24 protein-coding genes are annotated in these 16,664 nt (G+C 67.7%); 16 read left to right on the top strand and 8 right to left on the bottom strand.

What is annotated here, in order from left to right:
* Window positions 1-321: 321 nt before the first annotated feature.
* Window positions 322-573, top strand: coding sequence for a hypothetical protein (locus tag ACWFRU_RS13220; RefSeq protein WP_453686347.1), 252 nt, complete (start codon window positions 322-324; stop codon window positions 571-573).
* A gap of 77 nt (window positions 574-650) precedes the next feature.
* Here the strand turns inward: ACWFRU_RS13220 and ACWFRU_RS13215 are convergent, their stop codons facing one another.
* Both ACWFRU_RS13215 and ACWFRU_RS13210 read right to left on the bottom strand, forming a co-directional pair.
* The gene (locus tag ACWFRU_RS13215) at window positions 651-1,178 is read right to left on the bottom strand and encodes a GNAT family N-acetyltransferase (protein ID WP_453686345.1); all 528 of its coding nucleotides are present in this window, start codon (window positions 1,176-1,178) and stop codon (window positions 651-653) included.
* 23 nt (window positions 1,179-1,201) lie between these two features.
* A complete protein-coding gene (locus ACWFRU_RS13210; protein ID WP_453686343.1) occupies window positions 1,202-1,975 on the bottom strand; it encodes a GntR family transcriptional regulator in 774 nt (257 codons plus the stop codon).
* A 164-nt stretch (window positions 1,976-2,139) separates the two neighbouring features.
* On the opposite strand from ACWFRU_RS13210, the gene ACWFRU_RS13205 reads away from it, so the two are divergent.
* The 14 genes from ACWFRU_RS13205 (at window position 2,140) to ACWFRU_RS13140 (ending at window position 11,235) form a co-directional block, all read left to right on the top strand.
* Complete coding sequence (locus ACWFRU_RS13205; RefSeq protein WP_453686341.1) at window positions 2,140-2,490, top strand: hypothetical protein; 351 nt, start codon at window positions 2,140-2,142, stop codon at window positions 2,488-2,490.
* Window positions 2,491-2,495: 5 nt separating this feature from the next.
* Window positions 2,496-3,827, top strand: coding sequence for an FtsK/SpoIIIE domain-containing protein (locus ACWFRU_RS13200; RefSeq protein ID WP_453686339.1), 1,332 nt, complete (start codon window positions 2,496-2,498; stop codon window positions 3,825-3,827).
* 83 nt (window positions 3,828-3,910) lie between these two features.
* Window positions 3,911-4,078, top strand: a complete 168-nt coding sequence (locus tag ACWFRU_RS13195; RefSeq protein WP_453686337.1) for a hypothetical protein — start codon at window positions 3,911-3,913, stop codon at window positions 4,076-4,078.
* 255 nt (window positions 4,079-4,333) lie between these two features.
* The gene (locus ACWFRU_RS13190) at window positions 4,334-4,972 is read left to right on the top strand and encodes a DUF2637 domain-containing protein (protein ID WP_453686336.1); all 639 of its coding nucleotides are present in this window, start codon (window positions 4,334-4,336) and stop codon (window positions 4,970-4,972) included.
* Between the two features lie 15 nt (window positions 4,973-4,987).
* On the top strand, window positions 4,988-5,143 hold the full coding sequence (locus ACWFRU_RS13185) for a hypothetical protein (protein WP_453686334.1): 156 nt from the start codon (window positions 4,988-4,990) through the stop codon (window positions 5,141-5,143).
* 25 nt (window positions 5,144-5,168) lie between these two features.
* Entirely contained in the window at window positions 5,169-5,450 is a 282-nt protein-coding gene (locus ACWFRU_RS13180) for a SpdD protein (RefSeq protein ID WP_453686332.1), read from the top strand.
* A 92-nt stretch (window positions 5,451-5,542) separates the two neighbouring features.
* Entirely contained in the window at window positions 5,543-5,737 is a 195-nt protein-coding gene (locus ACWFRU_RS13175; protein ID WP_453686330.1) for a hypothetical protein, read from the top strand.
* Entirely contained in the window at window positions 5,734-5,976 is a 243-nt protein-coding gene (locus ACWFRU_RS13170) for a hypothetical protein (protein WP_453686328.1), read from the top strand. The genes ACWFRU_RS13175 and ACWFRU_RS13170 overlap by 4 nt, the downstream gene beginning before the upstream one ends.
* Window positions 5,973-6,395, top strand: coding sequence for an ASCH domain-containing protein (locus ACWFRU_RS13165; protein WP_453686326.1), 423 nt, complete (start codon window positions 5,973-5,975; stop codon window positions 6,393-6,395). The genes ACWFRU_RS13170 and ACWFRU_RS13165 overlap by 4 nt, the downstream gene beginning before the upstream one ends.
* Complete coding sequence (locus ACWFRU_RS13160; protein ID WP_453686324.1) at window positions 6,388-6,582, top strand: hypothetical protein; 195 nt, start codon at window positions 6,388-6,390, stop codon at window positions 6,580-6,582. Before ACWFRU_RS13165 ends, ACWFRU_RS13160 begins: the two co-directional genes overlap by 8 nt.
* Window positions 6,582-8,054, top strand: a complete 1,473-nt coding sequence (locus ACWFRU_RS13155; RefSeq protein ID WP_453686322.1) for a replication initiator — start codon at window positions 6,582-6,584, stop codon at window positions 8,052-8,054. Before ACWFRU_RS13160 ends, ACWFRU_RS13155 begins: the two co-directional genes overlap by 1 nt.
* Window positions 8,051-8,239 carry a helix-turn-helix domain-containing protein gene (locus ACWFRU_RS13150; RefSeq protein WP_453686320.1) on the top strand — a complete coding sequence of 63 codons (189 nt, stop codon included), beginning with the start codon at window positions 8,051-8,053 and terminating at the stop codon, window positions 8,237-8,239. The genes ACWFRU_RS13155 and ACWFRU_RS13150 overlap by 4 nt, the downstream gene beginning before the upstream one ends.
* A complete protein-coding gene (locus ACWFRU_RS13145; protein WP_453686318.1) occupies window positions 8,239-9,420 on the top strand; it encodes a site-specific integrase in 1,182 nt (393 codons plus the stop codon). Before ACWFRU_RS13150 ends, ACWFRU_RS13145 begins: the two co-directional genes overlap by 1 nt.
* A 210-nt stretch (window positions 9,421-9,630) precedes the next feature.
* Window positions 9,631-11,235, top strand: a complete 1,605-nt coding sequence (locus ACWFRU_RS13140) for an alpha/beta hydrolase (protein WP_453686316.1) — start codon at window positions 9,631-9,633, stop codon at window positions 11,233-11,235.
* Window positions 11,236-11,322: 87 nt separating this feature from the next.
* Here ACWFRU_RS13140 and ACWFRU_RS13135 read toward each other — a convergent pair whose 3' ends face one another.
* Window positions 11,323-11,817: a YbaK/EbsC family protein gene (locus ACWFRU_RS13135; RefSeq protein WP_453686314.1), complete on the bottom strand. Its 495-nt coding sequence runs from the start codon at window positions 11,815-11,817 to the stop codon at window positions 11,323-11,325.
* 23 nt (window positions 11,818-11,840) lie between these two features.
* Window positions 11,841-12,569: a lysophospholipid acyltransferase family protein gene (locus tag ACWFRU_RS13130; RefSeq protein WP_453686312.1), complete on the bottom strand. Its 729-nt coding sequence runs from the start codon at window positions 12,567-12,569 to the stop codon at window positions 11,841-11,843.
* Window positions 12,570-12,856: 287 nt separating this feature from the next.
* Here ACWFRU_RS13130 and ACWFRU_RS13125 point away from each other — a divergent pair, with 287 nt between their 5' ends.
* A complete protein-coding gene (locus ACWFRU_RS13125; protein ID WP_453686310.1) occupies window positions 12,857-13,276 on the top strand; it encodes an SSI family serine proteinase inhibitor in 420 nt (139 codons plus the stop codon).
* A gap of 121 nt (window positions 13,277-13,397) precedes the next feature.
* On the opposite strand, the gene ACWFRU_RS13120 is transcribed toward ACWFRU_RS13125, so the two are convergent.
* From ACWFRU_RS13120 to ACWFRU_RS13105, 4 genes are all read right to left on the bottom strand, one after another.
* Complete coding sequence (locus tag ACWFRU_RS13120; protein ID WP_190078913.1) at window positions 13,398-13,559, bottom strand: hypothetical protein; 162 nt, start codon at window positions 13,557-13,559, stop codon at window positions 13,398-13,400.
* 84 nt (window positions 13,560-13,643) lie between these two features.
* Complete coding sequence (locus ACWFRU_RS13115) at window positions 13,644-14,594, bottom strand: cytochrome c oxidase assembly protein (protein WP_453686308.1); 951 nt, start codon at window positions 14,592-14,594, stop codon at window positions 13,644-13,646.
* Between the two features lie 137 nt (window positions 14,595-14,731).
* A complete protein-coding gene (locus ACWFRU_RS13110) occupies window positions 14,732-15,757 on the bottom strand; it encodes a 6-phosphofructokinase (protein ID WP_453686306.1) in 1,026 nt (341 codons plus the stop codon).
* 163 nt (window positions 15,758-15,920) lie between these two features.
* Window positions 15,921-16,649, bottom strand: a complete 729-nt coding sequence (locus tag ACWFRU_RS13105) for a type 1 glutamine amidotransferase (protein ID WP_160509220.1) — start codon at window positions 16,647-16,649, stop codon at window positions 15,921-15,923.
* Window positions 16,650-16,664: the final 15 nt, after the last annotated feature.

The raw sequence follows: 16,664 nt of genomic DNA, 5'->3' as shown, positions 1-16,664 counted from the left end.
TGGGGTCTATGGGTTCTGCCTGTACGTATGCGACTAGGCCATGTTGTGGCTCTTGGTCTTTTCCCTCTTCAGAGGCCGGATCGTGGCGGCGGCGCGATGCCGTCGAACCCGCGTCCCCGTGGACGTTGGCCCGCGGGCATGGGCAGTGTCGGCGATCCTGGCGGTACGACGGCCGGCGAGCGGGGCGAGCCCTTGATGATGTAGGGAAAGTCTGTCCGCGCGATACGGGCTCAAGGAGCGCCCCGCTTCACGGCAGGCTCCCGCGGAGCCCCGTTTGCCGCTACCTTCAAAGGTGAAGGTGAAAGGCTGGGTGAGGCTGACGTGGGTTGGGTCGATCGCGAGCACATCCCGATGCTTCAACACGATTGGCGGTACAGCCGTCTGCTCAACCTGACCCAGCGGCTCCTGGAGGATCGAGTGCCGAAGTGCGGCAACTGCGTCGGTGGCACGATCACGCTCCGGGACGACGCGGGTAACGAGACGACCGTGACATGCGATGGCTGCGGCGGTACGGGTGAGGTCGGCACGCCGGTCGATAACGAGGACAACGGCCAGGCATCTGGCGGCCGTTGAACGAAGATCGAACGGACCCGGCAAAGGTGCAAAGGCACACTGTTAGTGCTCACACTGCTGCTAAGTCCTGCTACGCGTCAGCCTGTTGGCGCGACGAAGCAGAGTGCAGGGGTCTCCTGGCCTTCGCCATAGTTGTGCCTGGTCGTGCCGATGAACTGGCAGCCAAGCCGCTCATAGAGTCGGATCGCGGAAGCGTCCTTGGTCATGACGTCGCCGACGAGTACGAGCCCGTGCTTCTGGGCGTAAGCAACGGCCGCCCGCGCGAGACGTTCGCCGGTGGAGTTTCGCCGCGCTTCCGGAACGACAAACAGCCTTGCCATTACGGCCACTTCATCCTTGGACTTTTTGCTTCGCTCAAGGAAGAGGTTTACTGCCGCTTCACCTTGTCCGCGCGTGATGCACACATGCCCGACGATATTTTCTGCCAGCTCGGCAACCCAGCTTTGAATCAAACCGCTAGGCCTAAGCCACTCCTCGGGGCGCTCCACCCCCTCTACTGGATAGCCATCGGAGGAATGGACATCAACGAGTGCTGCGGCGGCACCCGGAATATCTTTGTCTATCCGGGGCCTGATCAAGGTTTCACGCAGTGCGTCACTGGGCATGGCTGCTACTCCTTGGCTGGGCGTCACTCAATGGGAACGTTGTAAACCAGTCCGTTCATGTCGGCACGCATGACGAACTTGGTCAACTCGTACGGCTCGCCATCTTGATCAATGCTGGTGTGTAGCACCTCGATGACTGGCACACCTCCCGGTAGTTGCAGGTACTCAGCCTCCGTGGGGGTGGGCATGCGCGCGGTCACCTCATCGTTGATGCGCTCCATTACATGCCCTTGGTCCTCAAAGACTCCGTGAATCCCATACTGGTGGGGAACCTCCTCTTCGACGAGTCCAGTACCTTGAGCAATGCTCCACGGAATCCAAGTTGTGACGCGATAGACAGGATCATCGCCAGCATGAAAAACGTTCTCACGGCGAAGTACCGACTTAGTTTTGTGGGAGACTTTAAGTCGGTTCGCTAGGTCACTGTCCGGCTTGACTCGCTCAATGCCTAGCACTTCAAATCGGCCGGTCTTCCCTTGCTTGGAACATTCGACCAAGAAGGGGGACAGCCCGCTCTCGCGGTACTTCGGCGAATAGCGGTCGCTGCCCAGTCGGATAAGAGGCTGCCGCTTGCGGACGAAGGAGCCTCGACCATGTTCGGTCGTTACGAGCCCTTCCTGATTCAGGATTTCCGTCGCGGCATCGATCGTGTTTCGGACCACTCCGTAGCGCTCCGCTAGCTGACGGCTGGATGGCAGCTTCTCCCCTGGCGCGTACTGGCCAGCCTCGATCGCTTCGCGCAGTTCATCCGCAATTCGCCTACTTGCAGGCCTCTTGTCTTCGTCTCGCCCTGACATCCACTCTCCCGTTTCTGACTGCCACCACCATAGCGGGTGGCTCAAGCCAGTTCGCTCGGAGGGGTTGACGCAACTGGCTCAAGCCAGTTCACTGAACCATGTCAGGTCAACTGGCTTGAGCCACTTGCGAGTTGACGCTTCCTTTCGATCAAGGAGTGACCGCTATGCGTCTCCTGCCTCTGAACCCGGAGCGCTGGACGTCTGTGATGTTGATGCAGGCTCCGGAGCCGAAGTTGAAGAACAAGAAGACGGAAGAGAAGGCGTACGACACGAACACGGGCGAACTGCTGATGAGCGTCAACGTCGCCCTGATCAACATCGACGGCAAGCCGGACGTGGACACCTTCACCATCCCCGAGTCAGGGATCGCTGACGGTCTGGTGCCGGGGACGCAGGTGACGTTGGTCGAGCCGTTCGGCCGCCCGTGGGAGAACGAGTACGGGCACGGCATCACCTACCGTGCGACCGCCGTGATGGCCGCTCAGGTTCCGGCCATGGCCAACGGCAAGGGCTGATCGCGATGACCGAACTCTTAGTGCTCGCCGCCCTGGTGGTGCTGGTGGCCCTGATAGCACGGGCCAAGGCTCCGGCCGTGTACTGGTCTCTGTTCGGCCTTCCGGCCGCCCTGTACCGGATCTTCTCCTCCTACCGCCAGACCATGGAAGCCTGTGAGCTGACGGTCTCCCCGCCCTGGTGGAGGGTGCTGGCCAGGAACGTGACCAGCCATGAAGAGTCGCGGCCCGGCGTCCCGAAGGTCCGGGGGATTGCCCCGACCACTACCGGCCTGCGGCTGCGGCTTCATCTGGCGGCGGGTCTGGCCCCGGACGATGTGGTCAAGTCGGCTGAACGCCTGCGGCATGCCTGGCGCGTGTACTCGGTGCATGTCGCCGAACTCAAACCTGGTGTGGTCGAGCTGCGCATGACCGGCTTTGACCTCCTGTCTCGGGTCCGTATGCCGCGTCGGCTGGCGCCCGGTCCGCTGTCCGCGGTGGTGGCCCTGCGCGAGGACGGTCGGCCCTTCGTCCGCGACTACCGGCAGATCCCGCACGCGTTGACGCTGGGCGCCAGCGACTCGGGTAAGTCGATGTACCAGCGGTGTCTGATCAAGGCGCTCGCCCCGCTGGATGTGGCGCTCGTCGGGATCGACTGCAAGCGCGGTGTGGAGCAGGCGCCGTTCGCGGAACGTCTCTCCGCACTGGCCACCGACCCGGAGCAGGCACAGGGGCTGCTTAATGCCCTGGTGACGGAGATGGAAGAGCGCTTCGACCTGCTGTGCCTGCATCAGGGCATCGACCCCAGCACCCCGCTGGAAGACATCACGTCCGACATCTGGGGTCTGCCCAAGCACCTGCGCCCGACGCCGATCGTGGTCTTGATTGATGAGATCGCCGAGCTGTTCTTCGTGGTCTCCACCGATGACCGCAAGCGCCGTGACCACGTCGTCACCCAGCTCGTGCGCCTGGCCCAGTTGGCTCGTGCGGTCGGTATCTACCTGGAAGTGAACGCGCAGCGCTTCGGCACCGATCTCGGCAAGGGCGCCACCGCTCTGCGTGCCCAGCTCACCGGGCGTGTGGTGCACCGCTGCAACGACAAGCAGACTGCGGAAATGGGTCTGGGCGACATCAGCGATCTCGCCGTACCGGCCGCTACCGCTATCGCCCCGGAGCGCCGCGGTACCGCGATTGCCGGGGACACCTCGGGTGGCTGGACCCGGATCCGCACCCCCAAGACCAGCTTGGGCGAGGTGGCCACGGTGTGCCGCCAGTACGCCCACCTGGCCCCCATGATCCCGGCCCTGCGCCCCTTCCGCCCGGCCCGCACCGAGGTCCCGGCGCCCGCGAAGGCTCTGTAGCCACACCCCGTCAACGGTCGGCGTGACCGCCTCGCGCCAACTCCCTACCCCCGCCATGCCTGATCACAGAGAGAGGAACCGTCATGAGGTTGCTGCGCAGGAAGCACAAGACCGAGGTCTACGACGCCGGGTTCGGCTACTTCAACTTCCAGTGCTCGTGCGGCGTTACCGGCCGCGCGATCACGCATCGGGACGAGATTGTCACCAAGGCCCGTCTGCACGTTGAGGGCGCCGCACGCCAGAGGCGGTGACCGGAGATGGCCCAGAAGAAGCCCCCGGCTCGCAAGCCCACGCTCGTGAGGTGCAAGCCGTGCAAGGGCACCGGAGAGGTTCCGATCACGGTCCGCGTCGGCCGCCAACGCCGCGACGTCGGTAAGCAGACCGGCATCTGCTTGGCCTGTTTCGGCACTGGTGCAGCCCCCACCGACTGAACACCGCTGGTGCCGGGCGGCTGGCCTCCATACCCCGCCCGGTACCGGCTCCAACTACGCGAAGGAGGTGAAGACATGTCCCGCTCGATCCGCTGCGATGCCGTCCTCGTGCAAGCCGTGATCGCCGGTGCTCTGTCCTTTGCCCACCTGCACGACATCGCCGCCTCGGCCGGACAGACCGGCTGGAAAGCCTGGGCCTACCCGATCTCGGTAGACCTGCTGCTGGTCGCGGCGTGGCGCCGACTTCGAGCCGGGCAGACCCCGCGCTTGGCCTGGTTCTGGTTCGTGGTCGCTCTGATCGCCTCGCTCGGTGCGAACGTCGCCACCGCCGGATTCCTCGACCTCCAACAGCCCCCGGCCTGGTTGCGGTTCCTGGTTGCCGGGTGGCCCGCGCTCGCCTTCCTGGGCGGCACCCTCCTGGCCCACCACCCTGACCGCGCCCCCGACCCGGCCCCGCTGCCCGACGCGTCCACCGAACCGGCCCCTGCCGAGCCCGCACCGCTGGTCGAGCCGCTCGATATCCCCGAGCCTGCCCCCGAACTTCCCGCTGCTGTGCCTGCGGTGAAGGTTCCGCCCGCGCTCGCCGACCGCGCCCAGAAGATCGCCGATGCCCACCGCGCCTCGACCGGTGAGCCGATCGACTCCACCACCCTGCGTGCCCGCCTGGGTGTGCCCGCTCCGATGGCTGAGGCCATCACCCTCCAACTCGCCTGAAAGGAGTGACCCGTCATGACCGTTCCGCTCTGGCTCGCACTCGCGGTCGTCGGCTACCTCGGCGTCAAGCTCTTCCGGCCGCCGCTCTGGCTCGTCGCCCTGCTCCTGCTCGGGGGCTACCTGCTGTCCGACAGCATCTTCGCCCCGCTCAGCGACACCCAGGTCAAGTAACCCAATCCAGAAGGGAGATCCACCGATGTTCAAGCCCAAGTACCCGACCCCGGACACCTACCCCACGATCACCACCGCCGTGCCCCCGGCCACCGACCGCACCCCCGCCCCGGCACTTCAACCTGTGCCCCTGGCCCGCACGTCGGCCGCGGTCGAGCTGGTCAAGAGCAACCCCGTCCTGGTCGTTGCCGGGCTCGTCGTCGGCGGGCTGCTGCTGACCTCGATGTTCCTGGCCATCGCCATCACGGCCGGATCACTGGCCCTGCTCGCCGTGGTCATCCGCTCGCTCATGAACGACCGACGCTGACCGGCCCCCGGGGCGGCCTCAACCGCCAAGTCTCGTCCGCCCCGGACGGCACAGCCCCTACCCGACCAAATGAACCGGAAGGAAGTCCCATCATGCCCGACCGCACTCCTGCCGCTGCCCGGATCTGCCCGGACTGCGACGGCTTCGCCTCCGTCGCCATTACCCTGGGCGGTCGCAACGCCGCGGGCCACCTGCACACCATCACCGCCGACTGCCCGGCCTGCCGCGGCACCGGAACCCTCCCCGTCCGCCGCACCACCACGGCCCCGGCGGGGGTGACGGCATGAACACCGCCACCCTTACCGCTCACCTCGAAGCCGACACCCCGACCCGGCTCATCATCTTCGGCAACCGCGCCCCCGGCGAGGCGTTCGTCAGCCTGCGAATCGGCAGCGGCCTGATCGACATCTCCCTTATCGCCGTTCCCGGCACCGCTGATGCCCTACGCGAACTCGCCACCCAGGCCGCCCAAGCAGCACAGGTCCTGGACGACATAGCCAAGGACCCTGCGGCGGTGACGCCATGAGCACACTGCCCGCTATTCAGGCCCTCACCCTGTGGCAGCCCTGGGCCTCGGCCATCGCGTATGGCACTAAGAAGATCGAAAACCGCACGTGGCCCACCGGCTACCGCGGCCTGCTCCTTATTCATGCCGGACTCACCCAGGACCGCCACGCCAGGAACGCCCCGCTGGCCCGGCCGTTCCTGAGTCGGCCACAACCCACAGGCGCCGTGATCGCCGTGGCCAGGCTTGTTGACTGCCACGCCCCGGACGGCTACTGCACCCTGTGGTCCGTTCCTGGTCAGTGGCACTGGAAACTCACCGACGTGGTGCGGCTGTCCGAGCCGCTTCCCTGGCCTGGCGCCCGCGGGCTGTGGACCCCACCTGACGGCCTCCTGTCGGCTCCCCTCCTCACTGAGGCAGTCGGGGTGGCCCATGACTGACCTCACCCCGACGTCGGACAGCCCCGGCCTGCACGTCGTCAAGCCGTCCCCGTACGCCCCGGCCACGGGCTCCTACGTCTGCGGCTGTGGTGACACGGCTACCGCCGACGGAGACCCCGATGCCTGGGCGCTCGTGCAGGACTACACCTACTTTCACGGCCTCGCCCATGTCAGGGAGGGTCACTGATGAGCGACACGGCCACCCTGGCGGGCCTCGATCCGGTCACCCTCGGCGATCTGCTGCGGGTGGCTTCCGCCCCCGACTTCGACAGCTGGCGCGAGCAGATCCGCCGTACTGGAGGCTGCGCCAACCCCATCCACCTGACCGGCTGGACCAGGACCCAGGACAAGACCACCGGCAGACTGCTGCACCACACCACCAGTGACGACCAGCCTGGCGGACGGCTCCGGGTCGCCTGCGGAAACCGCCGTGCTTCGCGCTGTGCGCCCTGCTCCTACCTGTATGCCGGGGACGCCTTCCGGTTGATCCGTGCGGGTCTGTGCGGCGATGACGCCATGCACATCCCTGCCACCGTGCGCGAGCGCCCCCGCGTCTTCCTGACCCTGACCGCCCCCTCGTTCGGGCCCGTCCACAACCAGCCCGATACCGGCCGCTGCCGCTGCGGAACCCGCCACCGCGACGATGATCCGGCCCTGGGCACGGCGCTCAACCCGAGCACGTACGACTACACGGGGGCGGTGCTGTTCAACAACCATGCCGGGGACCTGTGGCACCGCTTCATCAACCGGCTCCGCCGTGAGATCGCCTTACGCGCCGGACTCACCCAACGGGAGTTCGCCGACGTAGCCCGGCTGTCGTACGGCAAGGTCGCCGAATTCCAGAACCGCGGCGCCATCCACTTCCATGCCGTGATCCGCCTCGACGGACCCGAAGGCTCTGCCAGCCCGCCCCCGGCCTGGGCCACGCTCGACCTGCTGACCGACGCCATCGCCGCAGCCCACCACCACCCGTACACCACGGTCCGCGTGCCCGCCGTTTCCGAGCAGCCCGCCCGTGATCTGTCCTGGGGTGCGGTGCTCGATGTCCGGCCCATCACCGCGTTCGCCACCGACGACATCAACGAAGGCAAGGTCGCCGCGTACGTCGCCAAGTACGCCACCAAAGCAGCCGAATCTACCGGTGCCACTGACCGCGCCGTGTACTGCGCCACCTGCCGGGGCTCTGGCGGCTTCCCCACCATCCAGCACGCGGACGGTACCCCGGTCTACTGCCGCACCTGCGAAGGCTCCGGCATGGGCCAAGACCCTGCCACTCTGCCCGTGCCCGACCACATCCGGCGCCTGATGCTGGCCTGTTCGGAGCTCCAACGCGTCTACCCGAAACGGATGTTCGCACGCTGGGCGCACATGCTCGGTTTCCGCGGCCACTTCCTGACCAAGTCCCGCGCCTACTCCTCGACCTTCACCGAACGCCGACAGGTCCGCGCCGACTACCGCGCCGACCAACAACGCCAAGCCCTCGGCCTGCCCGACCCGGACACCACCCTGGTCCTCGCGCACTGGAGCTATGCCGGACACGGATACACCCCCGGAGAATCCTGGCTCGCCGCCGGGATCGCCGAAGACATCCGCACCAACCGCGAAACCGCACGCGAAGCCCTGCAAGACCAACATGGACCGGAAGGAGCCGCAGCATGACCACCACAACCGCCCAACTCCTCACCGTCCCGGAGGTCATGGCGCGACTCAAGCTCGGACGCTCCAAGGTCTACGACCTGATCCGTTCCAAGCGCCTCGTCTCCATCACCGAGGGGCGCGCCCGCCGCATCCCCGAAAGCTCGATCCAGGACTACATCCGGGAACGGCTCGTGGAGGCGGCCTGATGACGAAGCGACGCAGTAGGGGTGACGGCGGCCTCCATTGGGACGCCAAGCGGCAACGCTGGATCGCCACCGCGAGCCTCGGCCATGACTCAAGCGGCAAGCGGATCGTGAAGCGGGCGAGTGGCACGACGAAGACAGCAGCCAAGAACAAGCTCAAGGAGGTGCTGCGCGACTACGAAGACGGGCTCGCCATCGCGCCCACCGACTACACGGTCAAGGACGCCGTGACCAACTGGCTCACCTACGGTCTCCCTGGGCGGGACGAGCGCAGCACCCTCGGCACCTACCGGAGCCTCTGTAAGAATCACCTGATCCCCGATCTTGGAGCAAGGAAGCTGCGCGACCTCAGTGCCGACGATGTGGACAGGTGGTTACAGAAGAAGGCTGCAGTCCTCAGTACGTCCTCGCTCACGATGGTGCGTGCTTGTCTGAACCGCTCCGTGAAGCGAGCCATGGCGCGGGACAAAGTGAAACGCAATGTAGTTGAGCTGTGCGATGTGCCGGAGGGACAGCCTGGGCGCCCCTCGAAGTCCTTGTCTCTGGCGCAGGCTGAGGGGATTCTCGTCGCGGCGGAGGACTCACGGCTCTACGCGTACATCGTCGTGTCGCTGCTCACCGGGGGCCGTACCGAAGAACTCCGCCCACTGCGCTGGGAGCACGTGGACTTGGAGGGTGATCCGGACGCGGTGCCCGCGGTCCCTCCACACATCGCGGTGTGGCGTTCGGTCCGGCGTACGGGGGACACCAAGACCCGGAAGTCCCGTCGCACGCTGGCCCTGCCCGGACGGGCCATCGATGCTCTCAAGGTTCAGCGGGAGCGTCAGGACCTGCAACGCCAGGCCGCGGGTGCCAAGTGGCAGGAGAACGGGCTCGTGTTCGCCTCGGCTGTCGGTACGCAGTTGGACGCGACGAACGTGCGACACGAGTTCCGCCGAGTCCTCGGGCGGGTTAAGGCTCAGGGGGTCAAGATCGAACCTCACGAGTGGACTACGCGAGAGACCCGTACGTCCTTCGTGTCGATCCTCTCCGACAACGGAGTGCCGATTGAGGAGATTTCGCGGTTGGTGGGTCACTCCAGCCAGGTCACGACCGAGACCGTGTACCGGAAGCAGCTCCGTCCGGTGATCCAGACCGGGGCAACCGTCATGGACGACATTTTCCGGCGCCCTCCGGAGACGTAGTCACTCAGTTAGACACGCATGCAGTGGTCGAGGCCTGATTCCTCAGGGGATTGGGCCTCTTACCTGGACGAACCGCTCACCGGTTAAACCGACCCGGTTATCGGATTGGTAAAGAAACCCCGGCTGCGTCTGTCGCACTGAACCCGAAGACCGACAGGATCCTCCTACTGTTCGAAAATCGACAGGCAAATCGACAGGGGGAGGAACCAGTTGAGACGCACCACAGCATTCGGCGCAGCCGGCACGCTGATCACGGGCTCGCTCATAGCGGGCGCGATCATGGCACCGGTCGCCAATGCCGACGCCCGTCAGGGCAGCGGCAGCGCTGACGCCCGCCAGCGGACCAGCTCCGAGGCGCGCGGTGTCGCGCTCGCCGCGCAGCGTGCCGCCAAGGCCGGCATCGACTGGCAGACGTGCCCCGACGACTGGGGTCTGGACAAGGCCATCAAGTGCGGCTGGGTCACCGTCCCGCTCGATTACGCCAAGCCCAACGGCAAGAAGATCAAGCTCGCCGTCGACCGCGTCGGCAGCACCGGGACGAAGAAGGAGCGCCAGGGCGCTCTCCTCTACAACCCCGGCGGCCCCGGCGCCTCCGGTCTCCGCTTCCCCAACCGCGTGGTCACCAAGGCCAAGCTCTGGGAGAAGACGGCGAAGGCGTACGACTTCGTGGGCTTCGAGCCGCGCGGCGTCGGTCACTCGGCGCCCATCTCCTGTGTGGACCCGCAGGAGTTCGTCAAGGCCCCCAAGCTCGACCCGGTGCCGGACTCCGAGGCGGACAAGCGCGCCCAGCGCAAGCTCGCCGCCGAGTACGCGGACGGCTGCGCCGAGCGCAGCGGCGAGATGCTGCCGCACATGACGACGCCGAACACCGCACGCGACCTGGACGTCATCCGGGCCGCGCTCGGCGAGAAGAAGCTGAACTTCCTCGGCGTCTCCTACGGCACCTACCTCGGCGCGGTCTACGGCACGCTCTTCCCGACGCACGTGCGCCGCATGCTCTTGGACTCGGTGGTCAACCCGTCGAAGGAGAAGATCTGGTACGAGGCCAACCTCGACCAGGACGTCGCCTTCGAGGTCCGTCTCAAGGACTGGATGAAGTGGGTCGCCAAGTACGACGCCACCTTCCACCTCGGGGACACCGCGGACAAGGTCGCCAAGAACTGGGACAAGCTGCGTGCCGCCGCGAAGAAGGAGCCGCTGGGCGGAGTCGTCGGCCCCGCCGAGCTCATCGCCTACTTCCAGAGCGCCCCGTACTACGACTCCGCGTGGGTCGGGATCGCGACGAACTTCAGCAAGTACGTCGCCGGTGACCCCAAGCCGCTGATCGAGGCAGCCAGCCCCGACCTGTCGGACACCGCGGGCAACATCGCGTCGGAGAACAGCAACGCCGTCTACACGGCCGTCGAGTGCGCGGACGCCAAGTGGCCGACCAGCTGGAAGAAGTGGGACCGGGACAACACCCGCATCCACCGCGACAACCCGTTCATGACGTGGGCCAACGCCTGGATGAACCTGCCCTGCGCGACCTGGTCGAGCAAGCAGCACGAGCCCGTCGAGGTCAAGACCGGCAAGGGTCTGCCGCCCGTGCTCATCGCGCAGGCGACGCGTGACGCGGCAACCCCGTACGGGGGCGCCGTCGAGCTTCACAAGCGGTTCAAGGGCTCGCGTCTGATCACGGAGAAGGACGCCGGCTCGCACGGCATCACGAACCTGGCCAACCCGTGCCTCAACGAGCGTGTCGACACCTACCTGCTGACCGGCAAGGTGGACAGCAAGGACGTGACGTGCGCACCGCACGCCGAGCCCAAGCCGTGACGGTCCGCCACTAGGCGACCGACAGGCAGCGACACGAGGGGCGACCGGGGAAACCCGGTCGCCCCTTCGGCGCTACAGCTCCGGTCGCTACGCCGCCTGCTGCGCGATCTCCGCCGTACGCGGCTCCGCGATCGCCACGTAGTCCGCGGTCCGCAGCGCCAGCGAACGGTCCAGGCGGGCCGCGTTGAAGAAGATCTCTTCGTGGGCGAGCAGCGCCGGGTCCACGACCAGTTCGAGCTCGGGTTCGAAGGAGAACGGCAGGATCGTGCCGCTCACACTGCCCGCGAGCCGCTCGGCCGCCTCGTGCGTCGCGAAGCCCGCGTACGTCCCGCCCAGGAGCTGCTTGACGGCGTTCAGGTCGACACGGCGGTCGCCGGGCACCACGGCGAGCACGTACCGCTTCGTCTTCTTGCCGATCTTCACCATCACCACGATGCACTTGGCGGCCTGCTGCAGCGTGTTGCCCCGCAGCGCGCTCACCGCCTCCGTGGCGCCCTCCGCCTCGTGCTCGATGACGCGGTACGCCGCGCCCCGCTCGTCGAGCAGCCCGACCAGCTTCGTGTACAGGATGTGTTCGCTCATGGGCGCGACCGTACGTCAGGGCATCAACTCAGCGGCATCCGGGGGAACTTCCGTCCTCTCGCGGCGGCGGCGCGCTCGGCTTCCTCGGCCTTGACGACCGCGGCGTACTTGTCGACGTACTCCTGCCCGGAGAGCCCGAGAATGGCGTACATGATCTCGTCCGTGACGGCGCGCAGGACCGCCTTCTCGTTCTCCATGCCCGCATAGCGCGAGAAGTCCAGCGGGGCGCCGAAGCGGATGGAGACCTGCCGGAAGTTCGGCACCTTCTGGCCCGGCGGCTGCGCCTCGAACGTGCCGATCATCGCGCAGGGGATCACCGGCACCTGCGCCTTGAGCGCCATCGCGGCGACGCCGACCTTGCCCTTGTACAGCCGCCCGTCGTGCGAGCGGGTGCCCTCCGGATAGATGCCGAGCAGCTCACCCTTGCGCAGCACCCCGAGGCCCTCGCGGATCGCGGCCTGGCCCGCCTCCTTGCCGGAGCGGTCCACCGGGATCTGCCCGGCGCTGCGGAAGAACGCGGCCGTCAGACGGCCCCTGATGCCGGGGCCCGTGAAGTACTCGGCCTTCGCGAGGAAGGTGATCCGCCGCTTGATGATGGCGGGCATCAGAAAGTGGTCCGAGAACGAGAGGTGGTTGCCCGCCACGATCGCCGCACCCGATTCCGGTACATGCTCCAACCCCTCGATGCGCGGGCGGAACATGAGCCGCAGCAGCGGCCCCAGGACGACGTACTTGAGCAGGTAGTAGAACACCCGTTGCTCCTTGACGTAGGTGGACCGGCCTGGGTGCTGCGTCGTCGCAGGTCACGGGTCCTCGCGCAGCGGTCAGTTTAGGTGCGCCGCCGCGACGGGAGAAGGGACCGTGGCCGGGTGGCCTCGGTCGTTGGCGTGATCGTGCGCCCGGCCGGTGACGCGCCCGTCCGGGCCTCGCCGCGCACACGTCCGGGTGAGTGCCCGGCGTGTCGCTCGCGCGGGCGGTGGGAGCGGGGGTGGCCTGGCCTCTCTCCGACGCAGTACGTCACCGTCACAGGAGGTCCCCCATGAGGTCTCGTCCCACGTCCCGCCTGCGCCCGGCCGCGGCCACCGCCGCCGCGCTGGTCTCCCTCGCCGTCGCCGCGCCCGCCCACGCGGCGGGCGAAACGGCCCCCGAGCGGGCGAGCGGCGTCTTCCTCACCGTCACGGGGCAGGACAACGCGTGGGTCCGCGGGGTGCTGCTCGACTGCGTGACCCAGCGGCCCGCGCACCATCCGCACGCGGCCGCCGCCTGCGCGGCGATCGACAAGGCGCAGGGCGACTTCGACGCGCTGCCGACGACGAAGTCGGGGATCTGCACCAAGCAGTACGCCCCGGTCACCGTGAGCGCGACGGGGCTGCACCGGGGCAAGCCGGTCAGCTGGAACAAGACGTACGGCAACGCCTGCGAGATGGCGCACTCGACGGGCGCCGTCTTCCGCTTCTGACGGCACCGGCCGACGGTCCACCCGCGCTCCACCCCAGGCGCCGCCCGAGGGCCCACCCCGGGTGCCGCCCCGCAGTGCACCCGGGCGCCGCCCCGCACCTTTCCTCGGCGGTGCGCGGCGCCTAGGGCGTACTGCGCGAGAGCACCATCGCCAGCGTGAGCATGCCGATGACGACCCAGCCGAACCACAGCCAGCCGTTGCTCCCCAGCGCGACCGTGTACGCGGTCACCGCGACCAAGCCTCCGATGGTGAATACACCCATCGTCTTCGTAGAATCAGGCATCGCCCTGCCTCCTCCCGGCAGCCCGGCGCCTCGACGCCAAGACCGCGGCCTGAGACCATCCTCGCCCGCGAAGACCCTTCGCCGCTAGCGCCCGCGCGCGGCCAGTGAGGCGAGATAGGCGTTGTACGCCTCGAGCTCCTTGTCGCCGTCACGGTCGGCGGCCCGGTCCGTGCGCCGCGCCTGGCGCTGTTCGGAGCGGTACCACTGGAAGAGCAGCGCGAGCAGCACGAGGACCGACGGCACCTCGCTGAACGCCCAGGCGATGCCTCCGGCAGCCGTCTGATCAGCGAGTGCGTCGATGCCGAGCGAGGACGGCGGGTTCTTGTAGGTGCCGACCATCGGCTCTGACGCCATCATCAGGGCGATGCCGAAGAACGCGTGGAACGGCATGCCCGCGAACAGCTCCAGCATCCGCATGATGTATCCGGGCCGGTGCGGACCCGGGTCCACGCCCATGATCGGCCAGAAGAAGACCAGGCCGACGGCGAGGAAGTGCACCATCATCCCGATGTGGCCCACCTTGGACCCCATCAGGGTGTCGAAGAGCGGGGTGAAGTACAGCGCGTACAGGCTCGCGATGAACAGCGGGATCGTGAACGCGGGGTGCGTGATGATCCGCATGTAGCGGCTCTGCAGGACCCACAGCAGCCACTCGCGCGGACCCTTGCTGCCGCGGGCCGCGACCGGCAGCGCGCGCAGGGCGAGGGTGATCGGGGCGCCCATCAGGATCAGGATCGGCGAGAGCATGCTGATGATCATGTGCTGCACCATGTGCACGCTGAACATGACCATGCCGTAGTCGTTCAGCTTGGTGCACATCACGAGCAGGATGGTCAGCACGCCCGCCACGAAGGAAAGGGTGCGACCGACCGGCCACTTGTCACCGCGCCGTACGAGCCGGACCACGCCCCAGCCGTAGAGCGTGAGGGCCACCAGGCAGCCGATGAGGAAGAAGGGGTCGGCCGAGAGCTCGAGCCCGCGCCCCAGCGTGAACGGCGGCAGATCCATGTTCATGCCGTGCCCGCTGTGATCCATCCAGTGGCTCCTGATTCGTGCGGTTGTGCGCTGTGTGTCCGCACCAGACTAGAACGGCCCCCGGACGCCGACGCGTCCGGGGGCCGTTCCTTCAGCCTTGAATCAAGGTCCTGCTCCAGAGAAGATCCGGAACAGCTCTAGAGCACGCACTCCGCCTCGGCGTAGCGCTCGTCCGGCACCGTCTTCAGCGTCTCGACGGCCTCGGCGAGCGGGACCATGGTGATGTCCGTGCCATGCAGCGCGGTCATCTTGCCGAACTCGCCGCGGTGCACCGCCTCCACGGCGTGCCAGCCGAAGCGGGTGGCGAGGACACGGTCGTACGCGGTGGGGGTGCCGCCGCGCTGGACGTGCCCGAGGATCACCGGGCGGGCCTCCTTGCCCAGGCGCTGCTCCAGTTCGATGGAGAGCTGGCGGGCGATGCCGGCGAACCGCTCGTGGCCGTACATGTCCTTGACGCCCTCGTCGAACTGCATCGTGCCCTCACGGGGCTTGGCGCCCTCGGCGGCCACGACGATCGCGAACTTCTTGCCGGCGGAGAACCGCTCGCCGACCTTCCGCGTCAGTTCCTCGATGTCGAAGGGCCGCTCCGGCACGACGATCGCGTGCGCGCCCGCGGCCATGCCCGAGTGCAGTGCGATCCAGCCGGTGTGTCGGCCCATGACCTCGACGATCAGGACCCGCTGATGCGACTCGGCGGTCGTCTTGAGCCGGTCGAGGGCCTCGGTCGCCACGCCGACCGCGGTGTCGAAGCCGAACGTCACGTCGGTGACCGCGATGTCGTTGTCGATCGTCTTGGGCACCCCGACGATCGGCAGACCGGCGTCCGACAGGAGCCGGGCCGCCTTCAGTGTGCCTTCGCCGCCGATCGGGATGACCGCGTCCAGGCCCAGGTCGGCGAGGTGGCCCTTGGCCCGCTCGACGCCGTCGCGCAGGTGCGCGGGCTGGACACGGGAGGAGCCGAGAATCGTTCCGCCTCGCGCCAGGATGCCGCCCACCGCGTCCAGGTCGAGCTTGCGGTAGTCGCATTCGAGCAGACCACGCCAGCCGTCGTGGAAACCGATGACCTCGTCGCCGTGGTCGACGACGGCGCGGTGCACGACCGAGCGGATGACGGCGTTGAGACCGGGGCAGTCGCCGCCGGACGTGAGGACACCAATGCGCATAGCCCGCCAACGTCTTTCATAAAGAGGGGCCCTTGTGCTGCGTGGGCCGAAGTCCGGACCACGTCGTCCGGCGGGAACCCCGCCACCCTATAGGCGAGAGGGGGCGGGGCCGCACCGGGCGTCCGACTGCTGGACTGTGCCGCTCACCTGTGCGGCGACGGCCTCAGGCGGGCTGCTGCGCCGCGTTCATGCGCTCGGCGCGGAGCGCCTCGTACCAGCGGTCGTCCGTCGGCGGCAGCGCGTTCACGTCGAGCGCCAGCTTCAGGAGCAGGTCCGCGATCAGCGGGTTGCGGGCCAGGACGGGACCGTGCATGTACGTGCCGAAGACGGTGCCGTTGTAGGCGCCCTCGGTGCCGTCGCCGGTGCCGTTGCCCCGGCCGAGCGTGACGCGTGCGAGCGGCCGCGCGGACGGACCGATGTGCGTGATGCCCTGGTGGTTCTCGAAGCCGGTCAGCGGGGGCAGGCCCAGCTGCGGGTCGATGTCGCCGAGGACGTCGCCGACGCACCGGTCGCCCTCGCCGCGGGTGGAGATCACGTCGAGCAGGCCGAGGCCCGGCTCGCGCTGGCCGAGGTCGTTGATGAACTCCTGGCCCAGGATCTGGTAGCCCGCGCACACCGAGAAGACGATCGCGCCGTTGCCCACGGCCCGCTGCAGGCCGCCGTCGCGGCGCAGCCGCTCGGCCGCCAGGCGCTGCGGGCGGTCCTCACCGCCCCCGATCAGGTAGATGTCGCCGGAGGTGGGCACCGGCTGGTCGCTGCGCACGTCGTAACGCTCGACCTGGAGGCCGCGCTGGTGGGCGCGGCGCTCCACGACCAGGGCGTTGCCCTGGTCTCCGTACGTGCTGAGCAGGTCGGGGTAGACCCACACCAGCCGCAGGCTGTTGTCGCTCATGCTCATTCGTCCCTA

It is taken from the genome of Streptomyces sp. NPDC055099, assembly GCF_053607685.1.
Note: the sequence above shows the minus strand (reverse complement) of the source record. Positions and strands in the feature narration are given on the sequence as shown.

Coding starts and splice junctions, on each gene's coding strand:
- ACWFRU_RS13215 (WP_453686345.1), bottom strand. CDS start 1,178: ATGCCCAGTGACGCACTGCGTGAAACCTTGATCAGGCCCCGGATAGAC.
- ACWFRU_RS13210 (WP_453686343.1), bottom strand. CDS start 1,975: ATGTCAGGGCGAGACGAAGACAAGAGGCCTGCAAGTAGGCGAATTGCG.
- ACWFRU_RS13205 (WP_453686341.1), top strand. CDS start 2,140: ATGCGTCTCCTGCCTCTGAACCCGGAGCGCTGGACGTCTGTGATGTTG.
- ACWFRU_RS13200 (WP_453686339.1), top strand. CDS start 2,496: ATGACCGAACTCTTAGTGCTCGCCGCCCTGGTGGTGCTGGTGGCCCTG.
- ACWFRU_RS13195 (WP_453686337.1), top strand. CDS start 3,911: ATGAGGTTGCTGCGCAGGAAGCACAAGACCGAGGTCTACGACGCCGGG.
- ACWFRU_RS13190 (WP_453686336.1), top strand. CDS start 4,334: ATGTCCCGCTCGATCCGCTGCGATGCCGTCCTCGTGCAAGCCGTGATC.
- ACWFRU_RS13185 (WP_453686334.1), top strand. CDS start 4,988: ATGACCGTTCCGCTCTGGCTCGCACTCGCGGTCGTCGGCTACCTCGGC.
- ACWFRU_RS13180 (WP_453686332.1), top strand. CDS start 5,169: ATGTTCAAGCCCAAGTACCCGACCCCGGACACCTACCCCACGATCACC.
- ACWFRU_RS13175 (WP_453686330.1), top strand. CDS start 5,543: ATGCCCGACCGCACTCCTGCCGCTGCCCGGATCTGCCCGGACTGCGAC.
- ACWFRU_RS13170 (WP_453686328.1), top strand. CDS start 5,734: ATGAACACCGCCACCCTTACCGCTCACCTCGAAGCCGACACCCCGACC.
- ACWFRU_RS13165 (WP_453686326.1), top strand. CDS start 5,973: ATGAGCACACTGCCCGCTATTCAGGCCCTCACCCTGTGGCAGCCCTGG.
- ACWFRU_RS13160 (WP_453686324.1), top strand. CDS start 6,388: ATGACTGACCTCACCCCGACGTCGGACAGCCCCGGCCTGCACGTCGTC.
- ACWFRU_RS13155 (WP_453686322.1), top strand. CDS start 6,582: ATGAGCGACACGGCCACCCTGGCGGGCCTCGATCCGGTCACCCTCGGC.
- ACWFRU_RS13150 (WP_453686320.1), top strand. CDS start 8,051: ATGACCACCACAACCGCCCAACTCCTCACCGTCCCGGAGGTCATGGCG.
- ACWFRU_RS13145 (WP_453686318.1), top strand. CDS start 8,239: ATGACGAAGCGACGCAGTAGGGGTGACGGCGGCCTCCATTGGGACGCC.
- ACWFRU_RS13135 (WP_453686314.1), bottom strand. CDS start 11,817: ATGAGCGAACACATCCTGTACACGAAGCTGGTCGGGCTGCTCGACGAG.
- ACWFRU_RS13125 (WP_453686310.1), top strand. CDS start 12,857: ATGAGGTCTCGTCCCACGTCCCGCCTGCGCCCGGCCGCGGCCACCGCC.
- ACWFRU_RS13120 (WP_190078913.1), bottom strand. CDS start 13,559: ATGCCTGATTCTACGAAGACGATGGGTGTATTCACCATCGGAGGCTTG.
- ACWFRU_RS13115 (WP_453686308.1), bottom strand. CDS start 14,594: ATGGATCACAGCGGGCACGGCATGAACATGGATCTGCCGCCGTTCACG.
- ACWFRU_RS13110 (WP_453686306.1), bottom strand. CDS start 15,757: ATGCGCATTGGTGTCCTCACGTCCGGCGGCGACTGCCCCGGTCTCAAC.
- ACWFRU_RS13105 (WP_160509220.1), bottom strand. CDS start 16,649: ATGAGCGACAACAGCCTGCGGCTGGTGTGGGTCTACCCCGACCTGCTC.